The organism is Pseudarthrobacter phenanthrenivorans Sphe3 (genome assembly GCF_000189535.1).
GTDB lineage: Bacteria > Actinomycetota > Actinomycetes > Actinomycetales > Micrococcaceae > Arthrobacter > Arthrobacter phenanthrenivorans.
This window is the reverse complement of the sequence record NC_015145.1, coordinates 1,756,447-1,770,775: the sequence shown is the minus strand read 5'-3', so window position 1 is coordinate 1,770,775 and position 14,329 is coordinate 1,756,447. Positions and strand designations below refer to the sequence as shown.

The 14,329-nt window shown below is 66.6% G+C and carries 15 protein-coding genes and 6 tRNA genes; 13 read left to right on the top strand and 8 right to left on the bottom strand.

The features are described from left to right. Positions 1-15 precede the first annotated feature (15 nt). From rpe to ASPHE3_RS08130, 6 genes are all read right to left on the bottom strand, one after another. Entirely contained in the window at positions 16-696 is a 681-nt protein-coding gene (gene rpe / locus ASPHE3_RS08155; protein ID WP_013600748.1) for a ribulose-phosphate 3-epimerase, read from the bottom strand. Positions 697-820: 124 nt separating this feature from the next. After that, complete coding sequence (locus tag ASPHE3_RS08150) at positions 821-2,422, bottom strand: RsmB/NOP family class I SAM-dependent RNA methyltransferase (protein WP_013600747.1); 1,602 nt, start codon at positions 2,420-2,422, stop codon at positions 821-823. Next, positions 2,419-3,339: a methionyl-tRNA formyltransferase gene (fmt, locus tag ASPHE3_RS08145; protein ID WP_013600746.1), complete on the bottom strand. Its 921-nt coding sequence runs from the start codon at positions 3,337-3,339 to the stop codon at positions 2,419-2,421. The genes ASPHE3_RS08150 and fmt overlap by 4 nt, the downstream gene beginning before the upstream one ends. After that, the gene (gene def, locus ASPHE3_RS08140; protein WP_013600745.1) at positions 3,336-3,920 is read right to left on the bottom strand and encodes a peptide deformylase; all 585 of its coding nucleotides are present in this window, start codon (positions 3,918-3,920) and stop codon (positions 3,336-3,338) included. Before def ends, fmt begins: the two co-directional genes overlap by 4 nt. Before the next feature lie 63 nt (positions 3,921-3,983). Beyond that, entirely contained in the window at positions 3,984-4,844 is an 861-nt protein-coding gene (locus ASPHE3_RS08135; RefSeq protein ID WP_013600744.1) for a hypothetical protein, read from the bottom strand. Positions 4,845-4,950: 106 nt separating this feature from the next. After that, a tRNA-Val gene (locus tag ASPHE3_RS08130) sits at positions 4,951-5,022 on the bottom strand. Positions 5,023-5,349: 327 nt separating this feature from the next. Between ASPHE3_RS08130 and ASPHE3_RS08125 the strand changes: the two genes are divergently transcribed. From ASPHE3_RS08125 to ASPHE3_RS08100, 6 genes are all read left to right on the top strand, one after another. Further along, positions 5,350-5,422: transfer RNA gene (locus tag ASPHE3_RS08125), tRNA-Gly, on the top strand. 47 nt (positions 5,423-5,469) lie between these two features. After that, positions 5,470-5,540 (top strand) — tRNA-Cys (locus ASPHE3_RS08120). Between the two features lie 38 nt (positions 5,541-5,578). Next, a tRNA-Val gene (locus tag ASPHE3_RS08115) sits at positions 5,579-5,653 on the top strand. Between the two features lie 57 nt (positions 5,654-5,710). After that, positions 5,711-5,783 (top strand) — tRNA-Gly (locus ASPHE3_RS08110). A gap of 41 nt (positions 5,784-5,824) precedes the next feature. Beyond that, positions 5,825-5,896 (top strand) — tRNA-Val (locus tag ASPHE3_RS08105). Positions 5,897-6,052: 156 nt separating this feature from the next. Next, the gene (locus tag ASPHE3_RS08100) at positions 6,053-6,316 is read left to right on the top strand and encodes an antitoxin (RefSeq protein ID WP_013600743.1); all 264 of its coding nucleotides are present in this window, start codon (positions 6,053-6,055) and stop codon (positions 6,314-6,316) included. Positions 6,317-6,447: 131 nt separating this feature from the next. Here ASPHE3_RS08100 and zapE read toward each other — a convergent pair whose 3' ends face one another. Beyond that, positions 6,448-7,485 carry a cell division protein ZapE gene (gene zapE / locus ASPHE3_RS08095; protein ID WP_013600742.1) on the bottom strand — a complete coding sequence of 346 codons (1,038 nt, stop codon included), beginning with the start codon at positions 7,483-7,485 and terminating at the stop codon, positions 6,448-6,450. A gap of 215 nt (positions 7,486-7,700) precedes the next feature. On the opposite strand from zapE, the gene ASPHE3_RS08090 reads away from it, so the two are divergent. The 3 genes from ASPHE3_RS08090 to ybaK are packed head-to-tail and all read left to right on the top strand — an operon-like array spanning position 7,701 to position 9,646. Next, positions 7,701-8,627: a sulfurtransferase gene (locus ASPHE3_RS08090; RefSeq protein ID WP_013600741.1), complete on the top strand. Its 927-nt coding sequence runs from the start codon at positions 7,701-7,703 to the stop codon at positions 8,625-8,627. 38 nt (positions 8,628-8,665) lie between these two features. After that, positions 8,666-9,121 carry a SufE family protein gene (locus ASPHE3_RS08085; protein WP_174266591.1) on the top strand — a complete coding sequence of 152 codons (456 nt, stop codon included), beginning with the start codon at positions 8,666-8,668 and terminating at the stop codon, positions 9,119-9,121. 18 nt (positions 9,122-9,139) lie between these two features. After that, complete coding sequence (gene ybaK / locus ASPHE3_RS08080; RefSeq protein WP_013600739.1) at positions 9,140-9,646, top strand: Cys-tRNA(Pro) deacylase; 507 nt, start codon at positions 9,140-9,142, stop codon at positions 9,644-9,646. On the opposite strand, the gene ASPHE3_RS08075 is transcribed toward ybaK, so the two are convergent. Further along, positions 9,623-10,906: an alpha/beta hydrolase family protein gene (locus tag ASPHE3_RS08075; RefSeq protein ID WP_041652029.1), complete on the bottom strand. Its 1,284-nt coding sequence runs from the start codon at positions 10,904-10,906 to the stop codon at positions 9,623-9,625. The two genes, ybaK and ASPHE3_RS08075, sit on opposite strands and share 24 nt — an antisense overlap. 117 nt (positions 10,907-11,023) lie before the next feature. Here ASPHE3_RS08075 and ASPHE3_RS08070 point away from each other — a divergent pair, with 117 nt between their 5' ends. The 4 genes from ASPHE3_RS08070 to ASPHE3_RS08055 all read left to right on the top strand — a co-directional run bounded on the left by ASPHE3_RS08070 (position 11,024) and on the right by ASPHE3_RS08055 (position 14,305). Further along, complete coding sequence (locus tag ASPHE3_RS08070) at positions 11,024-11,515, top strand: hypothetical protein (RefSeq protein WP_013600737.1); 492 nt, start codon at positions 11,024-11,026, stop codon at positions 11,513-11,515. 14 nt (positions 11,516-11,529) lie between these two features. Next, a complete protein-coding gene (msrB, locus tag ASPHE3_RS08065) occupies positions 11,530-12,051 on the top strand; it encodes a peptide-methionine (R)-S-oxide reductase MsrB (RefSeq protein WP_013600736.1) in 522 nt (173 codons plus the stop codon). A 143-nt stretch (positions 12,052-12,194) separates the two neighbouring features. Then, on the top strand, positions 12,195-13,574 hold the full coding sequence (locus ASPHE3_RS08060; RefSeq protein WP_013600735.1) for a DUF6421 family protein: 1,380 nt from the start codon (positions 12,195-12,197) through the stop codon (positions 13,572-13,574). Further along, on the top strand, positions 13,571-14,305 hold the full coding sequence (locus tag ASPHE3_RS08055) for an SDR family oxidoreductase (RefSeq protein WP_013600734.1): 735 nt from the start codon (positions 13,571-13,573) through the stop codon (positions 14,303-14,305). Before ASPHE3_RS08060 ends, ASPHE3_RS08055 begins: the two co-directional genes overlap by 4 nt. The last annotated feature ends 24 nt before the right edge of the window (positions 14,306-14,329 follow it).

The window sequence follows — 14,329 nt, the reverse complement described above, 5'->3', positions numbered from 1 at the left end:
GGCACGGGCTCCTGTCTATTCCGTGGTCGCCGCACGTAACGTCCGGGACCCCTGCTCGCGCAACCGCCCGATGGCGGCAGCGGGGTCATCGGCGCCGTACACGGCCGAGCCGGCAACAAAGACGTTGGCACCCGCTTCGGCGGCCCGGACGATGGTTTCTTCGGTGATGCCGCCGTCCACCTGCAGCGCCACGTCCATTCCTGAGCCGTCAATGGCGGCCCTGGCCCGGCGAATCTTGGGCAGCGTGATGTCCAGGAACGCCTGTCCACCGAAGCCGGGCTCGACTGTCATGATGAGCAGCATGTCCAGCTCGGACAGCATGTCCACGTACGGCTCCACGGGGGTTGCCGGGCGCAGCGCCATTCCGGCTTTGGCTCCGCGGGAACGCAGTTCGCGCGCCAGCTTCACGGGGGCGATGGACGCCTCCGCATGGAACGTTACCGAGGCGAGGCCAGCGTCAGCGAAGCCGGGGGCCCACCGGTCGGCATCGGCGATCATGAGGTGCGCGTCCAGCGGCACCGGGCTGACGGCCTGGATCCGCTGCACCACGGGCAGGCCCAGTGTCAGGTTTGGCACGAAATGGTTGTCCATGACGTCAACGTGCACGGCATCCGCGCTGCTGATGCGCTGCAGCTCCGCCTCAAGGTTGACGAAGTCGGCGGAGAGGATGCTCGGGTTAATGCAGCATTGCGTCACGGTGGAACCTTTCACGGTCAGGGCTGGCGGGGTCGGAACTGGTCCGGCCGGAGCTGGTCCGGTCGGACGGACTGATAATCAGGGCCGGTTCCGGAGGGGCATTGGGAATCAGGCCCTTTGGGAATCAGGGCTTCTTGCGGATGAGGGCAAGGAACATGGCGTCCGTGCCGTGGACATGCGGCCAGAGCTGCGCGGTGGACTCATGTCCGGCCCCCAGCGCGCCGGGAAGGCTGACCCGGTCCAACGCCGCGCCGGCGTCCAGGAGTTCCAGGTCGTCACGCTTGCGCAGGGCATCGGCCACCACGGCCGTGGTCTCCGCCGGATGCGGGGAACACGTCACGTAAGCCACCACTCCGCCGGGACGCACGGCGGCCAGGGCCGAGGCGAGAAGCTCCCGCTGCAGCGGTCCGAGGTCGGCAAGGTCCTTCGGTGAACGGCGCCAGCGCGACTCGGGCCGGCGGCGCAAGGCACCCAGCCCGCTGCAGGGCACGTCAACGAGGACCCGGTCGAAGGATTCCGGCCTCTCCAGTCCCAGATCGCGGCCGTCGCCCGTCCGGACTTCCCAGGTCTCATGGGGGACGGCAGAGAGGGCCTGGCTGACGAGCCTGGCACGGTGCGGCGCCGTTTCATTGGCCAGCAGCGTTGCGCCCTGCTGTTGTGCCAGGGCGCCGAGCAGGGCGGCCTTGCCGCCGGGCCCGGCGCACAGGTCCAGCCAGGCCTCGGGCGTTCCGCTGTCCTGGCCGCCGGTGGACTGGCTGAGCTCGGCGGCTGCCATGGCGCGCGCCACCAGCTGGGAGCCCACGTCCTGGACGCGCATGGTTCCTTGCCGGACTGAGGAAAAGCGTCCCAGGTCCCCGCCGCTGGACAGGGCTGAGCCTTCGACCAGTTCGCCCGGAATGGCGCCGTTTTCCAGGGCCTCGTCAAGGTTCCCCAGGCCAGGCAGTGCCACCAGGTTGACCACCGGGGCTGCGTTGTCCGCCTCCAGGAGGTCGCTTATTTCTGTGGCGGAGCGGCCGTGCGCCACCAGGGACTGGCGCATGGCGCGGACGATCCATTCCGGGTGGGCAAACCGCAGTGCCGCAATTTTCGTCTCGTCGGTTTCACCGGCCACCAGCAGGTCCAGCCACTCTTCCAGGGTGTGGGCGGCGACTTTGCGGAGCACGGCGTTGATCAGCGCTGATGGGCCGGCACCGATGACCGCCCTGGCCAGTCCCACAGTCTGGTCCAGGGCGGCGTGTGCCGGCACGCGCATGGCCAGCAGCTGGTGCACCCCGATGCGCAGGGCGTCCAGGACGGCGGGATCGAGCTGGTCCAGCGGCCGGTCCACGCAGCGGGCCAGGATGGCGTCGTAGGTTCCCTGGCCACGAAGGGCGCCGTAGGTCAGTTCGGTGGCGAAGCCGGCATCACGCTTGTCCAGCCCGTGGTGGCGGATCCTGGCCGGCAGCACCAGGTTGGCGTAGGCGTCCTCTGCCGCCACGGCGCGCAGGACTTCAAAGGCCACCAGCCGGGCGGGATCTGCACGGCGCGTCCGCTGGGAGGGAGCATTCTCCGTGAAGCTCCGCTGCGGCCCGCGGTTGCGTTCGCGGCCCTGGGCGTTCCGCCGGCTGTTGTCCCGCGGACCCCCCTTGCCGCGTCCGCCTCCCTGCCCGGTGTTGCCGCCGGCATTGCCCTGCCCGCCGCGCCCCGCGTTTCCGCGCCCGCCTGGATTGCCGCCGGACCCGCTCATTCGAACACCACGCTTTCAAGGGAAGCCATACCGCGTGCCCAGTCGGCAGCGGCCATCATTTTCTTGCCCGCAGGCTGGATTCTGGTGAGTTCCACGGCATGCGAGCCCGTGCCCACGAGCACGCTCCTGCCCTGGACGGAAAGGGATCCCGGGGCCAGGCCGGCCACGTCCGGCCGCAGCCGCACCGGCTCCAGCTTCACGCGCTGCCCGTCCAGTACAGTCCAGGCACCGGGCTCAGGCGTGACGCCGCGCGCCTGGCGGCCAAGGGCCAGTGCAGGTTTCTTCCAGTCCAGCCGGCCGTCGTCGAGGGTCAGCTTTGGGGCGAGGGACACGTCACCCTGCTGCGGACGTGCCACGGCCTTGCCGGCCGCGACCGCCGCGAGGGTTTGGGTGAGGAGCACGGCACCGCTGTGCGACAGCCGTTCCAGCAGCTCCCCCGCGGTATCTTCCGGCCCCACGGTTTCCGTCAGGGTTCCGAAGACGGGGCCTGTGTCCAGCCCTTCCTCCAGCTGGAAGGTTACGGCGCCCGTGACGTCGTCACCTGCCATGACGGCCCGCTGTACCGGGGCAGCGCCGCGCCAGGCAGGCAGCAGCGAAAAGTGCAGGTTGATCCAGCCGTGCCGGGGAACACCGAGCGCGGCAGGGGGAACCAGCCCGCCGTAGGCAACGATTGCGGCTACATCGGGGCTGAGTGCGGAAATCCTGGCAATGGTGTCGGCACCGATCCGGGCGGCATGGATGACCTCAATGCCGAGTTCCGCTGCCCGGGCGGCAACCGGCGAGGGGGTCAATATCCGCTTCCGGCCGATGGGCGCGTCCGGCCGGGTCAGGACGGCCACGACCTGGAAACCTGCCTCCACCAGTGCGTTGAGGGACGGGACGGCGACTGCGGGGGTACCCGCGAAGAGGACCCTCACCCCTTGGCACCGGCCGCGCCGCCGAAACTCGCGCCCCCGAAGCTTGAGCCGACTGTTTTGGCGCGCTTCGCTGTGGTCCGTTTCGTGACGGCGTCATAGTTCGCGTTGCGGATGGAGCGCAGGGCGGACTTGCGGTCTTCACCCTCCAGCCGGTCCGTGTAGAGGATGCCGTCCAGGTGGTCGTTCTCGTGCTGGAAGCAGCGTGCCAGCAGCCCTTCGCCCTCAACGGTGACCGGGTTGCCGTTCATGTCCACGCCGGTGACGCGGGTGGAGCGGTAACGGCGGACGGGGAACCCGAGGCCGGGGATGGACAGGCAGCCCTCTACCTGGTCCTGCTGGAAGTCGTCGCTGTTTTCCAGCACCGGGTTGATGATGTGCCCCTCGACCCCGTCGATGCGGTAGGTGAAGACCCGTTTGCTGACGCCGACCTGGGGCGCGGCGAGCCCGGCGCCGTCCACGTCCTCCATGGTTTCGGTCATGTCCGCCACCAGCTTTGCCAGTTCAGGCCCGAATTCCGTCACAGGTTCAGCGACTGTGCGGAGCACAGGATCACCGATGATGCGGATATTCAGAATTGCCATGGGCGGTTTTTCCTTACGGTAGGCGGCGAAGGGGACCAATCCAGTTTAGGCGCAGCCCGGCACTCAGGCGGGCTGCGCCTGCGCCAGCGGAGGCGGAGCAATGGGCAGCAGCGCGGTGCCTGCGGAGATGGTGTCTGCGGAGAGCTCCCACACCCGGCGCAGCGCACAGAACTTCCACCAGTGGTGCTTTAGGACTTCGGGGTTGGCGCGCACGGGCCGGACTTCGGTTTCGCCGATGGCCACCGCGAGCAGTACCGGATTTTCCCCGTATTTCCAAGGCTCCCAGGTTCCTGCTTCCGGATCCACCAGGCTCTCCTCGGCCTTCATGCCTGCCACCAGCTGCATCACTACTTTGTCGTCGAGCGGTTTGACGAGGCCGTCTCGAGTGGTGCCCTTGGTCTTGTAGTCAATGAGGCAGATCCGGCCGTTGATCCGGGCCACCAGGTCCAGCGTCCCGGCGTACCCTACGGCGTTGTTCCAGACTGTGATTTCCGGAGCAATAGGTTCCACCCGGAAGAGCTCCCACCATTCGTCGAACCGGACAGCGAAGGCTTCCTCCCCGTTGGCGGCCAGCGCCTCACGTGCCTCCTTCATTGCATGGGGACGGCCAAGGGCGCGCAGCGCCACCTGTTCGCAGTAGTAGTGCACGCGGTCCCCGCGCTTTGCGGCGTCATCCCGGTACGCCTCGGCGGCTTTTGCCGCCCGGTTGACGGCCTGCTTGATTTTGGCCGGACTGCCAAGGCAGTCGGCAAGCAGGGGATCGTTGGCGAGGCTGTTGGCGCCCATGTATCCGAACCAGCCGTCAAGCCCATGCGGCTGCTGTCCTATCACTGTTGTGATGGACGGTACGGAGAAGTGTTCAGTGGTGGACCGGGCGTACATCCGCCCGTATTCCGTAGCGTGGGCAAGAAGTGGAGCAGTCATAGGAAAGACTCTTTCACAAGGGGCTGACAGTGTGGCCAGGATCAGGTGCCGGGCACAAAAAAGGTCCGTTTCCGCTGCGGATGAGCGGAAACGGACCAGTGTGCTGTGGGCGATACTGGGTTCGAACCAGTGACCTCTTCGGTGTGAACGAAGCGCGCTACCACTGCGCCAATCGCCCTGATGCATTTGAATGTTAGCGGACCTTGCGGCCATTTCGGAAATCGGCCGGAACCCGGCACCGGAAAGGCACCTGTGAAACGCGGCAGCCTGCCAGGAACTCCGCCTGCGCGCTCCGCAACCCGGACGTCCGCACCAGCGCCGCCCGCCCGGCGTCGCGAATTACATGCCTGTAACTTGGAGAAATCCGCGCCACTGCTGGGAAGCAGTGGCCTTGCCCCTTCATAAGGCGGGGGCGATTTGGAGAATCCCCCAACCTCCTATATTGTTTTTACTCGTTGGAACGCGAGGAAATGCCGGGAACGGCAAGGAATCAACCCTCCAAAATGCGGACGTAGCTCAGCTGGTAGAGCACCACCTTGCCAAGGTGGATGTCGCGAGTTCGAATCTCGTCGTCCGCTCGCAGGACACTGTCACGGCAAAGGTTCCCAGGAATCGGCGCCTACACGGTGGGTTGGCCGAGAGGCGAGGCAGCGGCCTGCAAAGCCGTATACACGGGTTCGAATCCCGTACCCACCTCGGTGAAAACCATGGTTTCCGGATCTCCGGATGGACATGGGCGATTGGCGCAGCGGTAGCGCGCTTCCCTGACACGGAAGAGGTCACTGGTTCGATCCCAGTATCGCCCACCAAGCAAGGAAACTTGCTTCATGCAGTACGGCCGGCATCTGCCGGGGCGCACTTCATATGCGGACGTAGCTCAGCTGGTAGAGCACCACCTTGCCAAGGTGGATGTCGCGAGTTCGAATCTCGTCGTCCGCTCTCTTACTTCTTACAATCCCAACAGCCGGTCTTACGGTTCGGGGCGATTGGCGCAGCGGTAGCGCGCTTCCCTGACACGGAAGAGGTCACTGGTTCGATCCCAGTATCGCCCACAGCAAGCAGCTCCCCCGGAGCTGCTTTTTTCATGCCCGGCTGCATCCGCTGCTGGCGAACGGCCAAACCCCCCGATTTCCTTGGCAGGCCCTGCCCGCGGGGCTAGGATCGAATGCGGAGGAGCGACCTGGCTCCGCGATTGAAGGGAGGTGCTCGTGGGACTGATTGACGATCTAAAGGGCAAGGCTCAGGGTCTCATCCGCGGCAACGAGCAGGCCATCAAGAACGGCATCAACAAGGCCGGTGATTTCGTCGATACCAAGACCGGAGGCAAGTACTCCGGCCACGTCGACAAGATCCAGCATGGCGCTTCCAAGCTCATTGACAAGAACGGTACCCCCGGCCAGGCACCTGCCGCCGGGCAGGTTCCGCCGGTCACTCCCGTCAACCCGGTTCCGCCGGCTGACAGGACACCGTAACAAGGATTTGGCCAGGGCTTTGCCCTAGCACGTCAAGGGGGTGCAGGTCCCGCCGGGAGGCGGCACCTGCACCTTTGGCATTTAAGGACGGTGTCTAAGGACGACGGCGGTGGCCAGCCAAGGCAGGCAGGTCAGGAGGGTTCGTGGTTCTGGCCCTCGCGGGCCAGCGCGGTGAGCCGCGAGACTGCACGGAAGTACTTCTTCATATAGCCCCCGGTCATCATTTCCTCGGTGAACAGCTTGTCGAACGGCACGCCGCTGGCGAGGATGGGGACGTCCTTGTCGTAAAGCCGGTCAGCCAGCACCACGAACCGCAAGGCAACGGCCTGCTCGGTGATGGTTTCCACGTTGCGCCACACCACGCCGTCGATGCCGTCAATCAGCTTGCGGTAGCGGCTCGGGTGCACACCGGCGAGGTGGTGGATCAAGGTGCTGAATTCGTCCTGGGCAACAGTCTTGCCGTCGAACTCGGCCTTCATATGGGAGGAGAGCTCGCTGTTCTTCAGCGGCGCCGGGGCTGCGGGCAGACCGCGGTGGCGGTAGTCCTCGCCGTCAATCCGGATGACGTCGAACTGGTCCGCGAGCACCTGGATTTCCCGCTGGAAGTCCACCGCCGCAAACCGGCCGTCACCCAGCGAACCGGGCAGTGTGTTGGACGTGGCGGCCAGCTTCACTCCGGCGTCGGCAAGTTCGCGCATGAGCCGGGACATCAGGACAGTGTCGCCCGGATCGTCGAGTTCGAATTCGTCGATGCAGACCAGCTTGTAGCTGCTCAGCGCCTCCACGGTCTTGCGGAACGACAGTGCCCCTACCAGGTTGGTGTACTCCACGAAGGTGCCGAACGCCTTCGGTCCGGGCGACGCGTGCCACAGCGAGGCCAGCAGGTGGGTCTTACCCACCCCGAACCCGCCGTCGAGGTAGATGCCGGCGCGTGAATCGTCCTTCTTGGCGAACAGTTTCCTGAACAGTCCGCCGCCGTTTCCGGACCCTACGCCGTCGGCAAATCCCTCCAGGGCCCGGACGGCAGCTGACTGGCTGGGCTGCTTGGGGTCGGGGCGGTAGCTCGCGAAGGACACCTGCCCGAACCGCGACGAGGGATAGAAACCCTTGAGGAGTTCATCCACCGAGACTGCCGGAGTGCGGGCGGCAAGCTGTTCGATCTGTACCAAGGTGGTCCGTTCTGCTGGTGGTCTGGTCCCCAGAAAGGATACCGGCAATGCGGCCCGCCTTTACTGTCACAGGGTCGCCGCCGGTACAGCGTGATGAAGGCAACATTTCGTCCTGTTAACGGAATACGGACACGGCGGAGGGTGCTGGCTAGTGTGGGAGCAGGTCCCAATGCCGGTCCCGCGGTCACCCGTGTTCTCAATGAAAGGCCAACATCATGCCCTACCCCGCAGAACAAAACGAGAAGTTCGCAGCCTATGCCCACCCCGAGCGGCTGGTTTCCACCGAGTGGCTTGCCGCGGCGCTGGAGAGCGGCGCCACAGCCAACGGTGAGCTGGTGGTGGTGGAATCCGACGAGGACGTCCTCCTGTACGAAACCGGCCACATCCCCGGCGCGGTCAAGATCGACTGGCACACGGACCTGAATGACGAAGTCACCCGTGACTACGTGGACGGGGCTGCGTTCGCGGAGCTGGCGGCGTCGAAGGGCATTTCGCGCGACAGCACCGTGGTCATCTACGGCGACAAGTCCAACTGGTGGGCAGCGTACGCATTGTGGGTCTTCACCCTCTTCGGCCACCAGGACGTGCGGCTCCTCGACGGCGGCAGGGACAAGTGGATCGCCGAAGGACGGGCACTCACCACGGAGAAGCCCGCACCGGCCCGGGGCGACTACCCGGTTGTCGAGCGCAATGATGCGCCCATCCGCGCCTTCAAGGAAGACGTCCTGGCCCACCTGGGCAAGGGTCCGCTGATCGACGTCCGTTCCCCCGAGGAGTACACCGGCCAGCGCACCCACATGCCGGCCTACCCGGAAGAAGGCGCTCTTCGCGGCGGCCACATCCCCACCGCCGCTTCAATTCCCTGGGCCCGTGCCGCAGCTGCCGACGGCACCTACCGCAGCCGTGAGGAGCTCGAGGCCCTCTACCTTGGCGAGGCGGGCCTGGGTGAAGGCGACGACGTCGTGGCCTACTGCCGCATCGGCGAACGTTCCAGCCACACCTGGTTCGCCCTGAAATACCTCCTGGGCTTTGAGTCCGTCCGCAACTACGACGGCTCCTGGACCGAGTGGGGCAATGCTGTGCGTGTACCGATCGTCAAGGGTGCCGAACGCGGCTCTGTTCCGGTCACAGTGGGCGCCTGACAGGGCGGGACGCGCCGTACCTGCGTAGACTTGAACCGATGACTACTCAAGCTTTGCCCACCGCGCTGGCGGCGATCGTGGACGACTTCCAGGCCCTGTCCGAACCCGAGCGGCTGCAGCTGCTGCTGGAGTTCTCCCAGGGACTGCCGGAACTGCCCGAGCGGCTCCGGGACCACCCGGAACTGCTGGAACAGGTGGTGGAGTGCCAGTCCCCGCTGTTCCTGACCATCGAGACGGAAGAGGTCGGCCCCGCAACCGAGGTTCGGCTGTTTTTCAAGGCCCCCGCCGAGGCCCCCACCACCCGTGGTTTCGCCGGGGTGCTGCATGAGGGCCTGGACGGCCTCACTGCCGAAGAGATCCTTTCAGTCCCGGATGACATGCCGGAACTGCTTGGCCTGACCAGGGCCATCACTCCCCTGCGCATGCGGGGTATGACCGCCATGCTGGGACGGATCAAACGCAAAGTCGCGGCGGCCTCGGCAGCCGGCAGCTGACACCGCAGCCAGGCATTCATGGCTCGCAGGAACGCGGCACAGGGAACCCCGGCAACAGCGGCACTGGCCGCGGCCGGGGTTTCCTTTGTGCTGCATCCCTATGCCCACGACCCCTCCGTTGCCAGCTACGGCATTGAAGCGGCCGAGGCGCTGGGCATGGACCCGTCGAAGGTCTTCAAGACCCTGATGGTGGAGGTGGAAGGCAGGCTGGCCGTGGGCATCGTACCGGTCAGCGGAAGCCTTGACCTGAAGGCATTCGCGGCAGCCATGGGCGCCAAGAAAGCGGCCATGGCTGATCCCGCAGCGGCGCAGCGGCGGACGGGCTACGTGCTCGGCGGCATTTCCCCGCTTGGCCAGCGGCTGCCCTCCCCCACTGTGCTGGACTCCAGCGCCCTGGCGCTGGACACACTGCTGGTTTCCGGCGGAAAGCGCGGCCTGGACATCGAACTGGCGCCCGCCGACCTGGTCCGCCTCACCGGCGCCAGCACCGCAGCCATCAGTTCATTGGGCGGGCACGGCGGGTGAAGCCAGAGCGCCCGGATTCAGCCTGGGTGCCAACTGTTGCCGCAGCCACGCCTTGACCCGGCTTTCCCAGCGCTCCCGGTCCACATTCCATTCCTTGGTGTGCCGGGCCCGCTGGAAGGGCTCGAACGTCACCATTTCCGGGTTGCGTTCGGCCAGCTGCGCGGAGGGGCCGTAGGGCACGTACTCGTCATCCACGCTGTGCAGGATCAGCGTGGGCGTCCGCAACTCCACGGCCCGGGACACCCAGTCCATCGCCTTCAGGTCAACAGGCGCGGACAACCCGGTGAGCCGGCGCCCCAGGGGGTGGCCGAGCATGAGCTGGCCGTACCTGCCCACCAGCGAGGGAATCCTGTTCAGCTGGGCGTGGTGCGCGAGGACGTTCACCCAGTCCGTAACGGGCGCGTCGAGGACCATGGCGCGGATCAGGTGCCGGAAGCGGGACAGGTCTGCGGTTTGGAGGCAAATGGCGCCGCCCATGGACCACCCGAACAGCACAACCTCTTCCGCACCATTGGCCAGCGCATATTCGATGGCTGCCTCGATGTCGCGCCACTCCGTGGAGCCCAGGCCGTAGCGTCCGTCGTCGGCCGACGGCGCCAGGCCATCGTTGCGGTAGGAAACCAGCAAGCTGGTGAGTCCCAGCTCCAGCGCCGGGCCCACTGCCCGCAGCGCCTCCTGCCGGGTGGCACCGCGGCCGTGCACCATCACGGCCCAGGTACGGGCGGTCCCGCCGGCGCGGACCAGCCAGGCCGGCGCCTGCCCGCGGTCCACGTCGATCAGCACATCTTCGTAGGGGATTCCGACGGCGGCAGGGTCCGGATGGATGGCCCCGCTCCACCAGCCACGGCGGGCTGAGGAGAGGTCGCCTGCGTAGACCGCCTCCACCTCCCGAAGGACCGTACGGTCCGCCGGGGAGTAGGAGACGATGCGGCCGATCCGGGCGTGCCCTTTCCCGCCGTCGAAAAAGAACCCGTAAACTCCGTCCACCGTGGTGTCCCCGGTAGCGGCAAAGATGGCGTGGTGCCGCTGGCCGTCCCTGATGACGGCGAGCACTTCCTGGTCGGCGGTACGCTGCCGGGCCGGGGTGATGACCCTCCGGGCGAAGTAGACGGCGAGCGCCGACGAACCCGTGGCCAGGAGCCCCGCCACGCTGCCGCCGCCGATTGCCCCGCCGATTGCCCACTTTGCCCGCGCCGACATTCCGCCGGAATCCGGGGGGCTGTGGACGGGGGCCGGTGGGGTTCGATCGAAAAGTGCCATGGAACTATTGTTACTGCCCCGGCACCGAAGCCCGTACTCTACGGACACTTCCAGCGCCTGTCCGCCCGTGTGGGGAGCCTCATGCGCAGGGGCACCGCGCAGGACTAGGCTAGGCCCATGAGTGAACCCATCGTCATCCTGACCGAAGAACCCCTGGGGGCGGACGACCGCCGGAACATCGAACGCCTGGTGGACGGAGCGGCAACCCGCCTGGTGGTGCTGGTGCCGGCAAACACCGAGCGGCACCTGCTGGTGGACTTCCTCGAAAACCTCTCGATGCTGGACATCGCCAAAGCCTTCCGTGAGTTGACGGCGCACGCGCCGGACCCTGCCCAGGAGCGGGCACAGGCAGCAGAGACCCTCGCTGTGTCGCTGACGGCGCTGGAGGGGCTTGGCTCGGGCGTCAGCGGCGAGGTGGTGGATGGCGGGGCCGTGGAGGGACTGGTGGCCAAGGTCCGCGAGACCGGCGCCGCCCAGGCCGTGGTGATTACCCGGCCCCACGCCGTAGCAGACACCTTCCACACGGACTGGGCGAATAAGGCGCAGGACCAGCTCGGCGTGCCGGTGCTCCACCTGTATGCAGGCTCGGGATTTATCGGCGACTCCTGAGCGTTGACCACACTATGAGCATCTTCGGAAACAGCATTTTCGGACACAACGCCACAGATTTGTCCACCACGGCGCCGGAGGCAGCACCGGCCGGTTCGCCCGCTGCCAAGGTTGCCAAGACCGACGCCGAGTGGCGCGAGGAACTGACGCCGGAGGAATACCATGTCCTCCGGCAGGCGGGGACCGAGCGTCCGTTTACCGGCGAATACTGGGACACCCACACCGCCGGCGTCTACCAATGCCGCGCCTGTGGCGCAGAACTGTTTACCAGCAACGAAAAGTTCGATTCCCACTGCGGCTGGCCGTCCTTCTGGGCTCCGCTGGCCGAGGGCAACGTCCGCTACATCCACGACCGGACGCTGGGAATGGACCGCGTTGAGGTTCGCTGCGCCGCCTGCGACTCGCACCTGGGGCACGTCTTTGAAGGCGAGGGCTACGGTACTCCTACCGACCAGCGCTACTGCATCAACTCGGTCTCCATCCGGCTGGTTCCGGCGGAAGATCCACAGGTCAGCGGGCCAGGGGACGATTCCTGAGCCCTTAGGGAAGCACCGTCTCCACGGCCCAAGAACGGCCCTGAGGCACAGCTTTTCTTAGGCTCAACGCTTTTTCGCATTAGCCCTGCTGGTTGCTTGCTACGCTCCCCTTAGTTAGCAAGCAACCAGAAAGGCAGCCGACGATGACCGAAACCCTGACCACCGCCGTGACCGGGATTTCCGCGGATAACCAGGACTGGCTGCGGCTCAAGGCCGCCGCCACTGCCATCCAGCACCTCCAGGCCCAGGACGGGTCCATCCCGGATCCTGCCGCCCATGCTGAGGCGGCGGCGTGCGTCAGCGGCCTGGTCAACGCCGTCCGCTCCCTCACCCCTGCCTTTCCACATGACGCCGCCTACCTGGAAGCAGTCTGCGTGGACTTCGCCGCCTGGGCGGACGCCGGATTCGGCACCCCCGATTTCCTGTCCTCCCTGCTGGCCTTCCAGCCACAGGAGCAGCGCCGGGACGGCCTCCAGCACCTGGTGGTCTTCCCCATGTACACGCAGAACGGCAGCAGCAGCCGCCTGGTTGAGGCGGTACTGGTGGAAGTCATCTGGCCAGAATTCATTGCCGGGCTGGAGGCCGGGGACTACTCGAACAAGCTGTTCGTCCCCATCCGCTTCGTGGACTTCACCGCCGGCTATGACACAAACTCGGCCGTGCTGTTCCCCGAGACGGTGGCGGTCAGCAGGACCCCCACCTTCACATGGGGAGCCATCTTCGCTGACCGTGAGGCCGCCAGGTTCCGCCGCGTCCTGAAAGCCGCGGCCGAAACCACGTCCCTTGAGCTGCCCGAAGGGGCGGCGGAGTTGCTCGCGGACCAGGACCTCACCGAGGCGACGTTCGTCATGTGGGACCTGATCCACGACCGGACGCATATGCGCGGCGACCTGCCGTTCGATCCGTTCATGATCAAGCAGCGGATGCCCTTCTTCCTGTATTCCCTGGAAGAACTGCGTTGCGACCTGACCGCTTTCCGTGAGTCAGTGCGCATCGAGCACAACGAGGACGCCGACCCCGAGGCCCGGCGCCACGCCAAACTGGTGCAGTACGCCATCATCTTCGACCGCATCTTCCGCTTCGCGATCACGGGCAGCCGGGTCCGCAATTACGACGGCCTGGGCGGGCAACTCCTCTTCGCCTGGCTGCACCAGCAGCGCGTCCTGCACTGGACGGACACCCGGCTCACCATTGACTGGGACGAGGTACCCAACGCCGTCATCGCCCTGGGTGCCAGCATCGACGATCTTTACTGGCGCTCCATCGACCGCCCTAAGACCGCCCACTGGCTCGCTGCCTACGAGCTGATCTCCGCGACGGTCACGCCGCACCCGGCATCGGTCTGGGCACAGGGACCACAGGCCCTGCCGCTGGCGGGACCGCCGCGCGGGCTGACGGACCAGGTGCTCGACGACGAATTCCCGCTGTCCATGTTCTACGAAGCACTGGAGAAGAAGATGCGGCCCGTCATCGAATCCACGGCCGGCATCACCGGCGCCACCGCCCTGGCCACCGCACAGTGAACCGCCCGGCCAACATCCTGGTCACGGGCGGCAGCGGGGCGTCCGGCATCGCTGTGGCCCGGGCACTGCACGCCGCAGGACACTGCGTCTTCACCGTCGGTTCCGACCTGGCCAGGATCAAGGCAGCTGCAGGACAGGCGGGCGACGGCGTCGCTCCCTTCGTCTGCGACCTCAGCAGGCTTGGTGAGGTCCGGCAGTTGCGGAAAGACGTTTCGGCCGCTGCCGGCGGCAGCATTGACGCGGTGATCCACCTGGTGGGCGGCTGGCGCGGCGCGCAAGGCATCACCGACCAGAGCGACGACGACTGGGACTTCCTGGAGCGGGGAGCCATCACCACGCTTCGCAACGTCTCACGCGTTTTCTACGACGACGTCGCAGCCTCCCCAACAGGCCGCTTCGCCATCGTGTCCTCCACCGCAGTGGACAGGCCGACCGCAGGAACGGCCAGTTACGTTGCCGCGAAAGCGGCCGCCGAAGCGTGGACCATGGCGATTGCGGACGGCTTCCGCCGGGCGGCTCCCCGCGACGGAAGCGGCGCGGACGACGCCCGCCAGGCAGCCGCCGTCGTCCTGGTGGTCAAAGCCCTGGTGGACGACGGGCTGCGCCGCAGCCACCCTGAGCGGTCCTTCCCCGGCGCCACGGAGGTGGCAGACCTGGCGCGCGCCGTCGTCGGACTGTTTGAGGCACCGGCCGGCGACCTGAACGGCCGGCGGCTGCTGCTGGCGGAGTGACAGTGCAGCCCTGCAAGAGTTACC

Excerpts from the sequence above, each read along its gene's own strand:
- ASPHE3_RS08090 (WP_013600741.1), top strand. The coding sequence starts at position 7,701 with ATGCCCTACCCCGCAGAACAAAACGAGAAGTTCGCAGCCTATGCCCAC.
- ASPHE3_RS08135 (WP_013600744.1), bottom strand. The coding sequence starts at position 4,844 with ATGACTGCTCCACTTCTTGCCCACGCTACGGAATACGGGCGGATGTAC.
- ASPHE3_RS08070 (WP_013600737.1), top strand. The coding sequence starts at position 11,024 with ATGAGTGAACCCATCGTCATCCTGACCGAAGAACCCCTGGGGGCGGAC.
- ASPHE3_RS08075 (WP_041652029.1), bottom strand. The coding sequence starts at position 10,906 with ATGGCACTTTTCGATCGAACCCCACCGGCCCCCGTCCACAGCCCCCCG.
- msrB (WP_013600736.1), top strand. The coding sequence starts at position 11,530 with ATGAGCATCTTCGGAAACAGCATTTTCGGACACAACGCCACAGATTTG.
- ybaK (WP_013600739.1), top strand. The coding sequence starts at position 9,140 with ATGGCTCGCAGGAACGCGGCACAGGGAACCCCGGCAACAGCGGCACTG.
- ASPHE3_RS08060 (WP_013600735.1), top strand. The coding sequence starts at position 12,195 with ATGACCGAAACCCTGACCACCGCCGTGACCGGGATTTCCGCGGATAAC.
- ASPHE3_RS08085 (WP_174266591.1), top strand. The coding sequence starts at position 8,666 with ATGACTACTCAAGCTTTGCCCACCGCGCTGGCGGCGATCGTGGACGAC.
- def (WP_013600745.1), bottom strand. The coding sequence starts at position 3,920 with ATGGCAATTCTGAATATCCGCATCATCGGTGATCCTGTGCTCCGCACA.
- ASPHE3_RS08150 (WP_013600747.1), bottom strand. The coding sequence starts at position 2,422 with ATGAGCGGGTCCGGCGGCAATCCAGGCGGGCGCGGAAACGCGGGGCGC.